The 14,441-nt window shown below is 71.3% G+C and carries 13 protein-coding genes; 4 read left to right on the top strand and 9 right to left on the bottom strand.

What is annotated here, in order from left to right:
- Positions 1-965, top strand: a 965-nt coding sequence (locus ABYX71_RS05980; RefSeq protein WP_372695594.1) for a bile acid:sodium symporter family protein, incomplete at its 5' end; no start/stop codon positions are given.
- Between the two features lie 7 nt (positions 966-972).
- On the opposite strand, the gene ABYX71_RS05975 is transcribed toward ABYX71_RS05980, so the two are convergent.
- Complete coding sequence (locus tag ABYX71_RS05975) at positions 973-2,088, bottom strand: Glu/Leu/Phe/Val dehydrogenase (RefSeq protein WP_372695593.1); 1,116 nt, start codon at positions 2,086-2,088, stop codon at positions 973-975.
- A 178-nt stretch (positions 2,089-2,266) separates the two neighbouring features.
- Here ABYX71_RS05975 and ABYX71_RS05970 point away from each other — a divergent pair, with 178 nt between their 5' ends.
- The 3 genes from ABYX71_RS05970 (at position 2,267) to ABYX71_RS05960 (ending at position 4,837) form a co-directional block, all read left to right on the top strand.
- On the top strand, positions 2,267-3,325 hold the full coding sequence (locus ABYX71_RS05970; RefSeq protein ID WP_372695592.1) for a DUF1207 domain-containing protein: 1,059 nt from the start codon (positions 2,267-2,269) through the stop codon (positions 3,323-3,325).
- Positions 3,326-3,418: 93 nt separating this feature from the next.
- On the top strand, positions 3,419-3,862 hold the full coding sequence (locus ABYX71_RS05965; protein WP_372695591.1) for an Hsp20/alpha crystallin family protein: 444 nt from the start codon (positions 3,419-3,421) through the stop codon (positions 3,860-3,862).
- An 87-nt stretch (positions 3,863-3,949) separates the two neighbouring features.
- Positions 3,950-4,837, top strand: a complete 888-nt coding sequence (locus tag ABYX71_RS05960) for a DnaJ C-terminal domain-containing protein (RefSeq protein ID WP_372695590.1) — start codon at positions 3,950-3,952, stop codon at positions 4,835-4,837.
- Between the two features lie 5 nt (positions 4,838-4,842).
- Here the strand turns inward: ABYX71_RS05960 and tilS are convergent, their stop codons facing one another.
- The 8 genes from tilS to lpxD all read right to left on the bottom strand — a co-directional run.
- A complete protein-coding gene (tilS, locus tag ABYX71_RS05955) occupies positions 4,843-6,150 on the bottom strand; it encodes a tRNA lysidine(34) synthetase TilS (RefSeq protein WP_372695589.1) in 1,308 nt (435 codons plus the stop codon).
- Entirely contained in the window at positions 6,147-7,100 is a 954-nt protein-coding gene (locus ABYX71_RS05950) for an acetyl-CoA carboxylase carboxyltransferase subunit alpha (RefSeq protein WP_372695588.1), read from the bottom strand. Before ABYX71_RS05950 ends, tilS begins: the two co-directional genes overlap by 4 nt.
- Before the next feature lie 15 nt (positions 7,101-7,115).
- On the bottom strand, positions 7,116-10,631 hold the full coding sequence (gene dnaE, locus ABYX71_RS05945; protein ID WP_372695587.1) for a DNA polymerase III subunit alpha: 3,516 nt from the start codon (positions 10,629-10,631) through the stop codon (positions 7,116-7,118).
- Between the two features lie 130 nt (positions 10,632-10,761).
- Positions 10,762-11,352 carry a ribonuclease HII gene (gene rnhB, locus ABYX71_RS05940; RefSeq protein WP_372695586.1) on the bottom strand — a complete coding sequence of 197 codons (591 nt, stop codon included), beginning with the start codon at positions 11,350-11,352 and terminating at the stop codon, positions 10,762-10,764.
- Positions 11,343-12,494 carry a lipid-A-disaccharide synthase gene (gene lpxB, locus ABYX71_RS05935; RefSeq protein WP_372695585.1) on the bottom strand — a complete coding sequence of 384 codons (1,152 nt, stop codon included), beginning with the start codon at positions 12,492-12,494 and terminating at the stop codon, positions 11,343-11,345. The genes rnhB and lpxB overlap by 10 nt, the downstream gene beginning before the upstream one ends.
- 7 nt (positions 12,495-12,501) lie before the next feature.
- Positions 12,502-13,269 carry an acyl-ACP--UDP-N-acetylglucosamine O-acyltransferase gene (lpxA, locus tag ABYX71_RS05930; protein WP_372695584.1) on the bottom strand — a complete coding sequence of 256 codons (768 nt, stop codon included), beginning with the start codon at positions 13,267-13,269 and terminating at the stop codon, positions 12,502-12,504.
- Positions 13,266-13,721 (bottom strand): 3-hydroxyacyl-ACP dehydratase FabZ, encoded by a 456-nt coding sequence (gene fabZ, locus ABYX71_RS05925; RefSeq protein WP_372695583.1) that lies wholly within the window; start codon positions 13,719-13,721, stop codon positions 13,266-13,268. Before fabZ ends, lpxA begins: the two co-directional genes overlap by 4 nt.
- Positions 13,714-14,441: UDP-3-O-(3-hydroxymyristoyl)glucosamine N-acyltransferase (gene lpxD / locus ABYX71_RS05920; protein ID WP_372695582.1), on the bottom strand; the 728-nt coding region annotated here is incomplete at its 5' end. The genes fabZ and lpxD, both read right to left, overlap by 8 nt.

Genomic DNA, 14,441 nt, shown 5'->3' with positions numbered 1-14,441 from the left:
TGGCACACCGTCGGCCTGCGCCAGGACCCCGACTGTCCGGTCTGCCGGGCACGCCGGCCAGCGCCTTGAGCCGGCGCGACTGGGCGCCGATCGCCCTGCTGCTGGCGGCCTGCCTGCTCGCCTGGTGGCTGCCGCAGGCGCTGGTGCCACTCAAGGTGGCCATCGTCCCGGCACTGGGACTGATCATGTTCGGCATGGGTCTGACGCTGACCGGCGCCCAGCTGACCGCCGCGCTGCGCCGGCCACGCTGGCTGCTGCTCGGCGTCGCCCTGCAGTTCGCGGTCATGCCGCTGCTGGCCTATGCCATCGCCGGCTATCTGGGCCTGTCGTCGACGCTGGCGGCGGGACTGATCCTGGTCGGCGCCTGCCCCGGTGGCACCGCCTCCAACGTCATGGTCTACCTGGCGCGCGGCGACGTGGCGCTGTCGGTGGCGATGACCGCCGTCAGCACCCTGGCGGCGGTGCTGCTGACGCCGTGGCTGACACTGTGGCTGGCCGGCACGCGGGTCGACGTGCCGGCGGTCGCCATGCTGCTGGACATCCTGCGCATCGTGCTGCTGCCGGTGCTGGCCGGCATGCTGCTGCGCGCCCTGCTGCGCGGCCCGGCCACGGCGCTGGCGCGCGTGATGCCCGGCCTGTCGATGCTGCTGATCGCGCTCATCGTGGCCATCATCCTGGCCCTCAACCGGGGCCACTTGGCAGCCACCGGCACCGTCATCGCCAGCGCCGTTGTCGCCCACAACGCCCTGGGCTTCGCGCTCGGCTATGTCGCCGCCTGGTTCGGGGGTGCGGCGCCGGCCCAGCGACGCGCCATCGCCATCGAGGTCGGCATGCAGAACTCGGGCCTGGCCACGGCGCTGGCCATCAAGTACCTGCCGGCGCTGGCCGCGCTGCCGGCGGCCCTGTTCTCGGTCTGGCAGAACGTGGCCGGCCTGGCCCTGGCCGCCGTCTGGCGACGGCGCTGACCGGCCCTCAGTACAGCCCGAAGCGGCGCGTGGCCATGGCCGCCTGCAGGCGCTCGGTGGCCAGCGCCTCGGCCGCCTCGCGCGGCGTGCACGGTGTGGCCTGTGCGCGTGCCAGCACGGTGGCCGTGTTGGCCCGCACCCGCTCGGCCACCGCCGCCAGCGCCGCGCCCTCGGTCGCTCCCAGCAACTCCATGGCGGCGCAGATCACGCCGCCGGCGCTGGCGATGAAATCCGGCACCACCCATACGCCGCGGTCATGCAGGCTGCGCTCGGCCTCGGCGGTCACGGGGATGTTGGCGCCCTCCACCACCAGCGCCGCACGCAGGTGATCGGCATTGCCGGCGTGGATCACGTCCGGCCGCGCCGCCGGTATCCACAGATCGCAGTCCACGCCGACCAGCGCCTCGGCGTCGATGAGCGTGGCGTCGGGGCAGCCCGTGACGGATTCACCGCTCGCCTTGAGGGCGAGCAGCGCCTCCAGGTCGAGTCCGTCCGGCCGGTGCACGGCGCCGCGCGAGTCGGCCACCGCCACCACCCGGGCACCGCGCGCCACCAGAAAGCGCGCGGCGTGGCGGCCGACGGCACCGAAGCCCTGCACCACCACCCGGGCGCCGGCCAGCGACCGGCCCAGCTGCGCAAAGGCCACCTCGGCCGCCTGACACACGCCCCAGCCGGTGGCACCGATCTGGTCCAGCGGAATACCGCCCAGCGCCCGCGGCAGGCCCACGGCGCGGCCGATCTCATCCCGCACCCAGGCCATGCAGGTCTCGTCGGTACCCATGTCCGGGCCGTAGATGTAGCCGCGCTCGTCGCGCAACGCCGCGGCGAAGGCGCGGATCAGCCGCTGCTTGTGCTCTGCCGGCAGTCCGGGATCGGCGCGCAGCACCGACTTGCCGCCGCCGTGCGGCAGGCCCGCCGCGGCGTTCTTGAAGGTCATGGCACGGGCCAGGCGGGCACATTCGGCCGCCGTGACATCGGGCTCCATGCGCAGGCCACCGATGGCCGGCCCACACGCCAGATTGTCGATCACCACGGTTCCGGCCAACCCCAGCTGCGGCTGATGCACGTGGATGACGCGCACCGGCCCCAGGGCGTCCGCAAACGGCAGGTCGGGATGCATCATGGACACCTCGCTGTCATCGGTAAGCGGCTATATGCACGCAAAACCCGTCACGTCGCCGTGATCGTGCTCACGCGGCGGACGTTGCCGGCGGAACCGCCGGGCCGGCGGCGTGGTCTTTGCATGAGACACGACCAGGGCACGGCACGCGCCGCGCGCCCACCCATACACAGGAGTCCCCATGGCCGCCGCCCGCCTGCTTGCCGCCTGCCTGCTCGGAATTGCCAGCGCCGCCGCGGCGTCGCCACCGGCAGAACCCAGTGATGCCTACCTGGCCGGCTATGCCGCCGCGGTACTGGAACTCCAGCTCGGCTGGCCCAGCGGCAGCTATCGGCTCGACGTGGAGCGTGGGCGCGTGCGGCTACAGGCACCTGCCACTGTCGATGCCGAAGCCGCCAGGACCGAACTGGCCGCCATTTCCGGCATACGCACGGTGCAGCTGGTCGACGATCGGACACCGGCCACGGCGGTGCGCAAGCGCTGGTTTCCAACCGAGGAGCTGTTCCGCCCGGCACTGGCCGACCCCAAGGAGCCGCGGTTCTTCATCTCGCCGCGCCATTACGACACCGACATCGACCGGGTCTGGCTGGTCGAGGTCGGCTACGGCGCCGACTTCCCCGTCTATGGCGCCGTCGACGCTGTCGGCAACGGCTGGAACATCGGCATCTCGGGCGGTCTGTTCGGCCTGTTCAACCTGGAAGCCGAGTCGTTCGACCTGATCAATGCCGACTACACGGTCGGTATCCCCTTCACCTGGCGCCAGGGCGCCCTCAGCGGCCGGCTGCGCCTGTATCACCAGAGCTCGCACCTGGGCGACGAGTTCCTGCTCAACGCGGCGCCCGAGCGCATCAACCTGAGCTTCGAGTCACTCGAGGCGCTGGTGGCCTACGACTTCACGCCGTTTCGCGTCTACGGCGGCGGCGAGGTGCTGCTGCACCGCGAGCCGGCCGATCTGGACCGGCTGATGGCCCACGCCGGCGTGGAATATTTCGGCGCCAACCCGGCGCGGCTGCTACCAGGCCTGCGCGGACGGCCGTTCGTCGGCCTGGACCTGAAAGCGTTCTCCGAGCACGACTGGTCGATCGACAGCAGCCTCAAGCTGGGCATGCAGTTCGACGCGCCGCATTCGGACCACTACCTGCGCCTGCTGGTGGAGGGTTACCGCGGCTACTCGCCGCACGGCCAGTTCTATTCGGACCGCATCGAGTACCTGGGCCTTGGCGTGCAGTTCGGCATCTGACGCCGGGCGCGCTTGAAAAGCCGCCGGCATTCCCCCATCTGCTGCACCGACGCGGGCCAGCGACGGCCCGCAGCAGCCCCTTGGAGGTATGTCATGAACATCGTCAGACAACAGCCCTACGGCCTGCTGAGCGAACTTCAGCGCGAGATGGACCGCCTGTTCAGCGCCAGCCCGTTGCGCGAGGACGCCACCGCGGCGCTGGCCGGCGGCGACTGGCAGCCGGCCGTGGACGTGCGCGAGGAAACCGACCGTTACGAGCTGTATGTGGACCTGCCCGGCGTGCAGCCGGACGCGGTCGACATCAATCTCGAGCAGGGCGTGCTGACCATCAGCGGCGAGCGGACCGCCATCGATGCCGAAGAAGCCCAGCAGTTTCGGCGCGTGGAGCGCCCGCGCGGACGGTTCGTGCGCCGTTTCTCGGTGCCCGATTCGGTCGACATCGACCAGGTCACGGCGCGCGCCGACAACGGCGTGCTGAAGGTGTCGATCCCCAAGCTGGCCAAGGTCATGGCGCGCCGCATTCCGGTGAACGCCTGAACCACAACCGGCAACCGCTAGACTGGGCCGCCTGCCGGCGCCCCGCGACGCGCCGGCAGGCTCCCGATCCGCGCAGCTGAACGGCCAATGGAATACAAGGACTACTACAGGACCCTCGGCGTCGCCCGCGACGCCAGCGCGGAGGACATCAAGCGCGCCTACCGCCGGCTGGCACGCAAATACCACCCGGACGTCAGCAAGGAAGCCGACGCCGAGGTTCGCTTCAAGGAAGTCGCGGAAGCCTACGAGGTCCTCAAGGACGCCGAAAAGCGCGCCGCCTACGACCAGCTCGGCAGCAACTGGCGGGCCGGCCAGGGCTTCACGCCGCCACCGGGTTGGGACAACGCCCATTTCGAGTTTCGTGGCGCGCCGGGCGGCTCGGGCTTCAGCGACTTCTTCGATTCCCTGTTCGGCGCCGCCGGCTTCGGTGGCCCGCGCCCCCGGCACGGCACCCGCCCGGAGCACCAGCAGGCGCGTGTGCAGATCACGCTCGAAGACGCCTTTCACGGCAGCACGCGCAACGTCAATCTCAGCCAGCCCGGTGGCCCAACCCGCACCCTGCAGGTGCGCATTCCCAAGGGCGTGCGCGCCGGCCAGCGCATCCGCCTGGCCGGCCAGGGCAGCGGCGGCGGCGACCTGTACCTGGAAGTGGAGTTCGCCCCGCACCGCCTGTATCGCCCCCAGGGTGCCGACCTGTTCGTGGATCTGCCGATCACGCCGTGGGAAGCGGCACTCGGGGCCACGGTCAAGGCGCCGACGCTCGGCGGCGCCGTGGAGCTGTCCGTGCCGGCCGGCTCGCAAAGCGGCGACAAACTGCGCCTGCGTGGCCGTGGTCTGCCCGGCACGCCACCGGGCGACCAGTTCGTGGTGCTGAAGATCGTCGCGCCCAAACCGGACAGCGAGGCGGCGCGCGAGGCCTATCGACGCCTGGCACAGACCCTGCCGGCCGACCCGCGCCGCGGCCTGCTGAGCTAGCGAGCCTACACAGACACCGCGTCGGCCGGCGGTGTCCAATGCACACACCAGCCCCCCTGCCCCGGCCGGGCCGACTCCAGCGGCGCCTGCCCGGCCACCTGCAACAACCGCCCGCCGCCGAACAGCAGCGGAACCTGGCCGCGCCACCACGGCGGCAGGCCGCTGCGCTGCAGGCGCTGCTTGAGGCCGACCGGCGCGCCGGCGCTGTCACGAAAGCGCACCTCGATGCACGGTGGCGCACCGAGCCGGTCGGCGGCGATCCCGTCTCCGACCGCCGGCGTCGCCCACAGGCGCCCCCCGCCGGGCAGGTGCAGCGGTTCGGCCAGATGCCACCGCTGTGGTGCCGGTGCCGGCGGCAGCGGCTGGGGCGTCAGATACAGCCTCCCCCGCCAGGCGCGCACCGCGTGCGCGCCAAGTTCGAGGCACGGCTGGCGGTCAGCGCCGGCCACCAGCGCCTGCCGCAGCAACTCCTCCAGCCGTCGCTGCGACGGCACCGGCGCACCGTGCCGGCGCAGCCAGCCGCGCAGCAGGTTGCGCTGGCGCGCCGGCGACAGCGGCGTCAGGCGCGACACCGCCAGCGTGGTCTCGGTGCAGCCATCGACCGCCGCCAGGTCGTCCAGCAACGCCTGCGCCTCCCCGGCGTGGACGGCATGGCGGGCCAGCGCGGCCGCCGCATCCGGCCAGTGGCCGGCCAGCTGTGGCAGCACCGCGTGGCGCAGGAAATTGCGGTCGTAACGGGTATCGCGGTTGCTGGGATCGTCCACCCAGTCGAGGCCATGCTCCGCGGCATACGCCGCCAGCCGCGCTGCCGGCCAGTCCAGCAGCGGGCGCACGAGCCAGCCGGCCCCAAGCCGCCGACGCGGCGGCATCGCCGCGGTGCCGGCCGGCCCCGCGCCGCGCAGCAGCGCCAGCAGCACGGTCTCGGCCTGATCGGCCTGGTGATGGGCGGTCAGCAGCAGGTCGCCGGCCGCCAGGCGCGCCGCGAAGGCGCGATAGCGCGCGGCGCGGGCAGCCGCCTCCGGGCTTTCTCCGGATGTCGGGCGGGCATCGACGGCAACCACCTCGAGCGGCACGTCCAACCCGGCGCACACCCTGTGGCAGTGCGTGGCCCAACCGGCGGCCTGCGGCTGCAGCCCGTGGTCGACGTGCAGCGCCCCCAGGCGGTGCGGCGCCAGCCGTGCGCGACGCTCGGCCAGCCAGTGCAGCAACACGTGCGAATCACGCCCACCGCTGTAGGCGACATGGACGGTAACCGGCTGACCGCCGGCCGGCAACGCGGCCCGCAGCGTCTGCAGGCCAGCGTCCGCGATCACGCGTCCTTGAACACGCCGTAGGCGCGCAGGCGCTCCAGGCGCTGCGCCAGCAGGTCGTCGACCGGCAACCCGGACAGCTCGTCCAGGTGCTTGACCAGGGCGCTGCGCACACGGGCGGCGGCGGTGTCGAAATCGCGGTGGGCGCCGCCGCGCGGCTCGTCGATGACGGTGTCCACCAGTCCCAGCTCGTGCAGGCGCGGCGCCGTGATCCCCATGGCCTCGGCGGCCAGGTCGGCCTTGCCGGAATCCTTCCAAAGGATGGCGGCACAACCCTCCGGCGAGATCACGGAATAGGTGCCGTACTGCAACATCAGCAGGCGGTCGCACACGCCGATGGCCAGCGCGCCACCGGAGCCGCCCTCGCCGATCACCACGCTGATCACCGGCACCGGCAGGCGGGCCATCAGGTACAGACTCTCGGCGATGGCCTGGCTCTGTCCGCGCTCCTCGGCATCCACGCCGGGATAGGCGCCAGGGGTGTCGATGAAGGTGATGACCGGCAGCCCGAAACGCGCGGCCAGGCGCATCAGGCGCTGGGCCTTGCGGTAGCCCTCGGGCTTGGGCATGCCGAAATTGCGGCGCACCTTCTCCTGCACGTCGCGCCCCTTCTGGTGGCCGATCACCAGCACCGGCCGCTCGCCCAGCCGCGCCAGCCCGCCGACGACGGCGGCATCGTCGCCGAACATGCGGTCGCCGTGCAGCTCCTCGAACTCGCCGAAGATGCGCCGCACGTAGTCCAGCGTGTACGGCCGCTCGGGATGGCGCGCCAACTGCGCGATCTGCACCGGCGTCAGCTTGCCGAAGATGCTGTCGGTCAGGCTCTCCACCTTGCGCTGCAGGCGCTTGACCTCGTCCTCCAGGCTGACCGCGCCGCTGCTCTGGCGCAGTTCGCCGATGCGGGTCTCGAGCTCGGCAATGGGCTTTTCAAATTCAAGAAACTGGAAGGCCATGGGCGATGATCCGGGTCAGTCGATGGCGCTGCCGGCCAGGCGCTCGGCGCGCGGTACCGGCGGCATGGGCACAACGGAGCCGCGCGTGTCCGGCAACGGCTCATAGTGGAATTCTGCCACCTCCACGCCGGGCAGGCGGCGCAGGCGTTCGAGCAGCGCATCCTCGGCGCGTACATTGAAGCGCGGCCCCGGACGCAGCAGACCGCGCGCCTGGGTGCCGCGAACGTCCAGCAAAACCGGGCAGGTACCGGAGAACGCGCCGAGGGTCTCGGCCAGTTGCGCCGGCAGGCTGCGCGCGGCCTGCGGCCCGCCGAGCCGGCAATACAGCCGCGCGCCGCGACCGGCACGGGCCGCCGGCAGGGCCAGCGCCTTCTCGGCGCGGATGCGATAGCCGCCGTTGAACTCGTCCACCGACACGCCGCCTTCCACCACCAGCAGGCGATCGCGCGCCAGCAGGTCGGCCGCGCCGGCCAGCTGTTCCTCGAACAGCGTCACTTCCAGGCGCGCGGTGCGGTCGTCCAGGGTGACGAAGGTCATGCGCCGGCCCTTGCTCAGGGTGCGGCTGGCCACCACCAGCCCGGCGACACGGGCGGTGCGGCCCTCGAAACGCTGCACGTCCGCCAGACGGCAGTCGACCAGGCGCTCGAGCTCCGCCTCGTAGGCGCCGATGGGGTGACCGGACAGCCACAGGCCGAGCGTCTCGCGCTCGGCGGCCAGGCGCTCGGCCTCGCTCCAGCGCGGGCAGTCGGCCAGCACCACCGCCGGCTGGGAGGCGTCGGCCGGCGCGAAGGCCGCACCGAACATGTCGTTCTGACCGGCGTCGGCGGCGCGGCTTTCCTGTTCGGCCAGGGTATAGGCCTGCGCCAGGGAGGCCAGCAGGGCGGCGCGGTGGTCGTTCAGGGCGTCGAAGGCACCGGCGCGAATCAGCGCCTCGGTGGTGCGCTTGGCGACCCGGCGCGGATCGATGCGGCGACAGAAGTCGAACAGGTCGGTGAACGGTCCGCCGGTGGCGCGCGCCTCGACGATGGCCTCGATGGCCGCCTCGCCGACCCCCTTCAGCGCCCCCAGTCCGTACAGGATGGCCCCGTCGTCGGTGACGGTGAAGGCATGCTGGCCGCGGTTGACGTCCGGTGCCAGCACGGTCAGCTCCATGCGCCGGCACTCGTCGATCAGCGTGACCACCTTGTCGGTGTGGTCCATGTCGGCCGACAGCACGGCCGCCATGAAGGCCGCCGGATGGTGTGCCTTGAGCCAGGCGGTCTGGTAGGACAGCAGCGCGTAGGCGGCCGAGTGCGACTTGTTGAAGCCGTAACCGGCGAACTTCTCGATCAGGTCGAAGATCTCGCCGGCCCGCTCGGCACTGACACCGTTGGCCACCGCGCCCTCGACGAAGCCGTTGCGCTGCTTGGCCATCTCCTCGGGCTTTTTCTTGCCCATGGCACGGCGCAGCAGGTCGGCCTGGCCGAGGCTGTAGCCGGCCAGTACCTGGGCGATCTGCATTACCTGTTCCTGGTACAGGATGATGCCGTAGGTGGCGCGCAGCACCGGTTCCAGGCGCGGTTCGAGGTAATCCGGTTGGGCGCGGCCGTGCTTGCGGTCGATGAAGTCGTCCACCATGCCCGACTGCAGCGGTCCCGGCCGGTACAGCGCCACCAGCGCCACCACGTCCTCGAAGCAGTCCGGCTGCAGGCGGCGGATCAGGTCGCGCATGCCGCGCGATTCCAGCTGGAACACCGCCGTCGTCTCGCAACGGCGCAGCAGGGCGTAGGCGGCCTCGTCGTCCAGCGGCAGGCGGTCGATGTCGAATTCGGCAAACGCCGCATCGCGCCGGGCCAGGGTCTTCAGCGCCCAGTCGATGATGGTCAGCGTGCGCAGGCCCAGGAAGTCGAACTTGACCAGGCCGATCGCCTCCACGTCGTCCTTGTCGTACTGGGTCACCGGGCTGCCGCCACCGGCTTCGCAGAACAGCGGCACGAAATCGGTCAGCGGCCCGGGGGCGATGACCACGCCACCGGCGTGCTTGCCGGCATTGCGCGCCAGTCCCTCGAGCGACTTGGCCAGGTCGATGAGGGTGCGTACCTCGTCCTCTTCCTCGTAGCGGGCGCGCAGCGCGGCCTCGTCGGCCAGCGCCTTGTCCAGCGTGATGCCCAGCTCGAACGGGATCAGCTTGGCGATCGAGTCGACGAACCCGTACGGCAGGCCCAGCACGCGGCCGACGTCGCGCACCACGGCCTTGGCCGCCATCGAGCCGTAGGTGATGATCTGCGACACCCGCTCGCGCCCGTAGCGCTCGGCCACGTAGTCGATCACCCGGTCGCGGCCGTCCATGCAGAAGTCGACGTCGAAGTCCGGCAGCGACACGCGCTCGGGATTCAGAAAACGCTCGAACAGCAGGTCGTTGGCCAGCGGGTCCAGGCGGGTGATACCCAGCGCCCAGGCCACCAGCGAGCCGGCGCCCGAACCGCGCCCGGGGCCGACCGGCACGCCGTTGTCGCGTGCCCAGGCGATGAAATCGGCCACCACCAGGAAGTAGCCCGGAAAACCCATGCGGTTGATGACGTCGAGCTCGATCTGCAGCCGCTGCCAGTACGGCGCCTCGTCGGCCGGCGCACCGCGCGCCAGCAGCTGACGCAGGCCGGCCTCGGCCTGGGCCGCCAGGTGCGCCTCGGGCGTGCGGCCGGCCGGTACCGGGAAGGCCGGCAGCATCGGCCGGCCGAGCGTCAGCTCGAGGTTGCAGCGCTGGGCGATGGCAACGGTGTTCTCGAGCGCTTCCGGCAGATCGGCGAACAGCACCGCCATTTCCTGCGCCGTGCGCAGGTACTGCTGCTCGCTGTAGGGGTGCGGCCGGCGCGGGTCGTTGAGCACCCGGCCTTCGGCGATGCACACCCGCGCCTCGTGTGCCTCGAAATCGTCCGCCGACACGAAGCGCACGTCGTTGGTGGCCACCACCGGCACGCCGGCGGCCAGCGCCAGCTCCACCGCGGCGGCGATGTAAGCCTCCTCGCCGGGCCGGCCGGTGCGCGTCAGCTCCAGGTAGTAGCGGTCCGGGAACAGCGCCTGCCAGTCGGCCAGCAGCCGCGCGGCGCGCTCATTGGCGCCGGCCAGCAGCGCCGCGCCGACATCGCCGCCGACGCCGCCGGACAGCGCGATCAGCCCATCGACGTGCCCGGCCAGCCAGTCGCGCTGCAGCCCGGGACGGCCGGCCCGCTGGCCCTCGACATAGGCGCGGCTGAGCAGCCGACACAGGTTCACGTAGCCGGCGTGGTTCTGGCACAGCAGCACCAGCCGGCTGGCGGTCGGCTCGCCCGGCTCCCACAGCGTCACATCGGCGCCGACGATCGGCTTGATGCCGGCCGCCTGGGCCGCCTTGTAGAACTTGACCAGCGCGAACAGGTTGCCGGCGTCGGTCACCGCCACGGCCGGCATGCCGGCGGCGCGCACCGCGTCCACCACCTGACCGACGCGCAGCACGCTGTCGGTCAGCGAATACTCGCTGTGCAGGGACAGGTGGACGAAGCCCGCAGACGGCATGAGTGACCGGAGGGTTGAAGAACGGGCGGGCTATTTTAGATTTGAAACACGCCCTGCTTGAGGTTTTTTCGCCGCGACCGCCCGGGCGGGCACCCGGGCGCGCGCCTGGAACACCACGCCCGCGGGGCTGTCAGCCCACGGCCGGTTCAGTGGCCAGCAGCCGGCGCACCGGCCCGAAACTGCGCCGATGACAGGGGCTGGGCCCCAGGGTTGCAAGCGCCGCCAGGTGAACGGCGGTCGGGTAGCCCTTGTGGCGGGCCAGACCATAGCCCGGATGAACGGCATCCAGGGCGTCGAGTTCGGCGTCGCGCGCCACCTTGGCGACGATGGAGGCGGCGCTGATGGCCGGCACGCTGGCGTCGCCGCCGATCACCGGCTCGGCCTGCGGCAACCCGGGCGGGCGGCGGTTGCCGTCCACCAGGATGCGCGTCGGCGCCAGCGCCAGAGCGGCCACCGCCCGCTCCATGGCCAGCAGGCTGGCGTGCAGGATGTTCAGGCGATCGATCTCGTCGACCTCGGCCCGGCCAAGGCCCACCGCCAGCGCCTGCGCGTGGATCTGCGCCGCCAGCGCCTCGCGCCGGTGCGCCTTCAGGGCCTTGGAATCGGCCAGACCGGCAATCGGCCGCGACGGGTCGAGAATCACCGCGGCGGCGATCACCGGCCCGGCCAGCGGCCCGCGACCGACCTCGTCGACACCGGCCAGCAGGACGTTCACGTCCACCCGGCCACCTCCAGCACGGCGTCCGCGGCACGCTCGGCCGGGTCGGTGCCCGGCGGCGGGCGCAGCGCTTCCAGCCGCGCCTGCATGGCGGCGTTGGCGTCCGGCTCCAGCAACCCGGCCAGCGCCGCCCCCAGCGCCGCCGGCGTCGCCGCGTGCTGGATGAACTCCGGCACCAGCCGGTCGCCGGCCAGCAGGTTCGGGATGGCCACGTGCGGCGTGCGCACCAGGCGGCGGGCAATGGCGTACGTGAGCGGTGCCAGCCGGTAGGCGACCACCATCGGACGCGCCAGCAGCATGGCTTCGAGCGTGGCCGTGCCGGAGGCCAGGAGCACCGCGTCGGCGGCGGTCATGGCCTGCTGCGCGCCCCCATCGATCAGGGTGCAGGACAGCCCGGCACCGGCCCGGCGCAGTTCGGTCTCCAACACGGCGCGGGCGGCGCTGCCGACCAGCGGCACCACCAGCTGACAGGGCCGGCCGTTGGCGCGCAGCCACTGCGCCGTGTCCAGGAACAGCGGCGCCAGGCGCCGGTACTCGCCGGCCCGGCTGCCCGGCAACAGCGCCAGTACCGGCAGGTCGGCGCGCAGGCCCAGGGCCGTGCGTGCGTCGGTCCGCTGCGTGGCGGTGACCGGCGACAGACGCGTGTGCAGCGGATGACCGACCGCGGTCACCGGCACGCCGTGACGCTCATAGATGCCGGCCTCGAACGGAAACAGCGTCAGCATGCGATCGACGGCACCGGCGATGTGCTTGATGCGGTGCTCGCGCCAGGCCCACACGGACGGGCTGACGTAATGGACGGTGCGCAGACCGGCCCGCCGCAGACGGTGCTCCACCGGCAAGGTGAAGTCCGGCGCATCGATGCCGACCAGCACGTCCGGTGGATCGGCCAGCAGCTGGTGGACCAGCCCGCGACGGATGCGCAGCAGGCGTGGCAGATGGGCCAGCACCTCGACGATGCCCATCACCGCCAGGTCTTCGGCCGGGTACAGGGCACGGCACCCGGCATCGCGCATGGCGGCTCCGGCAATGCCGAAACACTCCACCTCGGGCACCCGCCGGCGCAGGGCCGCGATCAGCGCCGCCCCCAGGGCATCGCCGGACGGTTCGCCGGCGATCAGGCCAACCCGCAAGCGGGCGGCCATCAGACCGTCACCGGATGATGCCGCGCTGCGAGCGGCGCACGAAGGCTGCCATGTCGGCCACGTGGGAACAGCCTTCCCCGTCCAGCACCGCCAGCGCCTCGTTCAGGCGCAGGCCGTTGCGATACAGCGTCTTGTAGGCGTTGCGGATGGCGGTAATGTCGTCACCGGTGAACCCGCGCCGGCGCAGACCCTCGGTATTGATGCCGCGTGGGCGGGCCGAGTTGCCCTCGGCCATGACGAACGGCGGCACGTCCTTGAGAACCACCGAGCTGACCGCCAGGAAACTGTGCGCGCCCAGTGCACAGAACTGATGCACCAGCGAGAACCCGCCCAGGATGACGTGATCCTCCACGACGACATGGCCCGCCAGCGAGGACGAGTTGGCGAAGATGGTGTGGCTGCCGACCAGGCAGTCGTGCGCGATGTGCACGTAGGCCATCAACCAGTTGTTGTCGCCCAGGCGGGTCAGCCCGCCGCCGCCGACGGTGCCAGTGTTGATGGTGCAGAACTCGCGGATGGTGTTGTCGTCGCCGATTTCCAGGCGCGTGTCGTCGTCGGCGTGGTACTTCTTGTCCTGCGGAATTTCACCGATGGACGCGAACTGAAAGATGCGGTTGTTGCGCCCGATGCGCGTATCGCCGGTGATCACCGCGTGCGGGCCGATAACGCTACCGGCGCCGATCTGCACCTTCGGACCGATCACCGCATAGGGCCCGACCTCGACATCGGGCGCAAGCCGGGCATCGGGATGGACGCGTGCGGTGGGATCGATCATTGGACTGCCTTTAGCGTGCACATGATCTCGGCCGACGCCGCTTCGCGACCGTCCACCGTGGCGCTGCAGGCAAACATCCACATGCCCCGCACCGCGCGCTTGAGCTCGACCTCGATCAGCAGCTGGTCGCCCGGCTGCACGGCCTGGCGAAAACGCGCCTTGTCGATGCCGACGAACAGATACACGTTGTCATCCGCGGCGCTGGTGCCGGTGCTGCGAAAGCCGAGCACGGCGCTGGCCTGCGCCATCGCCTCCAGGATCAGCACGCCGGGCATGATGGGGTAGTTGGGGAAGTGACCCTGGAAGAACGGCTCGCTGACTGTGATGTTCTTTATCGCCGTCAGGCGCTCGCCCAACCGCAACTCCACCACCCGGTCCAGCAACAGGAACGGGTAGCGGTGCGGCAACAGGCGCATGATGTCAGTTGCGTTCAAGATCTCCGGCTCACTCATCGACAGCGTCCTTGTTCGAGCGTTCCAGGCGCAGCAGCCGCCGCGCCAGCTCGTCGAGTTGATGGAAACGGCCGACGTTGCGTCGCCAGCGGCGGGCATCCTCGGCCGGAATACCCGAGTAAACACCCGGGCGGGTTATCGACTGCGCCACCATCGACATGCCGGTGACGATCACGCGGTCGCAGATTTCGAGATGGCCGACAAAACCGACACCGCCACCGATCACGCAGTGACGGCCAATGACGGTGCTGCCGGAAATGCCGACACAGGCGGCGATGGCCGTGTGCTCACCAATGCGCACGCCGTGCGCCACCTGGATCAGGTTGTCGAGCTTGACGCCATTGCCGATCACCGTGTCATCCAGCGCACCGCGGTCGATGGTGGTGTTGGCGCCGATCTCGACATCGTCGCCCACCACCACGCGACCGAGTTGCGGCACCTTGACCCACACCCCGCGGTCATTGGCCAGCCCAAAACCGTCGGCGCCGAGCACCGCGCCGGGGTGAATCAGGCAACGGGCACCGACCCGGGTACCGGCCAGCAGCGTCACCCTGGGGGACAGGCGCGTGTCGTCGCCAACGCTGACGCCAGCGCCCAGAGAGCAGCCGGCGCCGACGACCACCCGGTCGCCGACCTGTGCGCCGGCCTCGATCACCGCACCGGCCTCGATGCGCACGTCGGCACCCAGCCGGGCATCCGGGTGCACACTGGCCTGCGGAT

The organism is Immundisolibacter sp., from assembly GCF_041625615.1.
GTDB lineage: Bacteria > Pseudomonadota > Gammaproteobacteria > Immundisolibacterales > Immundisolibacteraceae > Immundisolibacter.
Note: the sequence above shows the minus strand (reverse complement) of the source record. Positions and strands in the feature narration are given on the sequence as shown.

What these genes read in the sequence shown, in the direction of transcription:
- ABYX71_RS05965 (WP_372695591.1), top strand. Translation starts at nt 3,419, where the DNA reads ATGAACATCGTCAGACAACAGCCCTACGGCCTGCTGAGCGAACTTCAG.
- ABYX71_RS05960 (WP_372695590.1), top strand. Translation starts at nt 3,950, where the DNA reads ATGGAATACAAGGACTACTACAGGACCCTCGGCGTCGCCCGCGACGCC.
- ABYX71_RS05950 (WP_372695588.1), bottom strand. Translation starts at nt 7,100, where the DNA reads ATGGCCTTCCAGTTTCTTGAATTTGAAAAGCCCATTGCCGAGCTCGAG.
- fabZ (WP_372695583.1), bottom strand. Translation starts at nt 13,721, where the DNA reads ATGAGTGAGCCGGAGATCTTGAACGCAACTGACATCATGCGCCTGTTG.
- lpxA (WP_372695584.1), bottom strand. Translation starts at nt 13,269, where the DNA reads ATGATCGATCCCACCGCACGCGTCCATCCCGATGCCCGGCTTGCGCCC.
- lpxB (WP_372695585.1), bottom strand. Translation starts at nt 12,494, where the DNA reads ATGGCCGCCCGCTTGCGGGTTGGCCTGATCGCCGGCGAACCGTCCGGC.
- ABYX71_RS05975 (WP_372695593.1), bottom strand. Translation starts at nt 2,088, where the DNA reads ATGATGCATCCCGACCTGCCGTTTGCGGACGCCCTGGGGCCGGTGCGC.
- ABYX71_RS05970 (WP_372695592.1), top strand. Translation starts at nt 2,267, where the DNA reads ATGGCCGCCGCCCGCCTGCTTGCCGCCTGCCTGCTCGGAATTGCCAGC.
- dnaE (WP_372695587.1), bottom strand. Translation starts at nt 10,631, where the DNA reads ATGCCGTCTGCGGGCTTCGTCCACCTGTCCCTGCACAGCGAGTATTCG.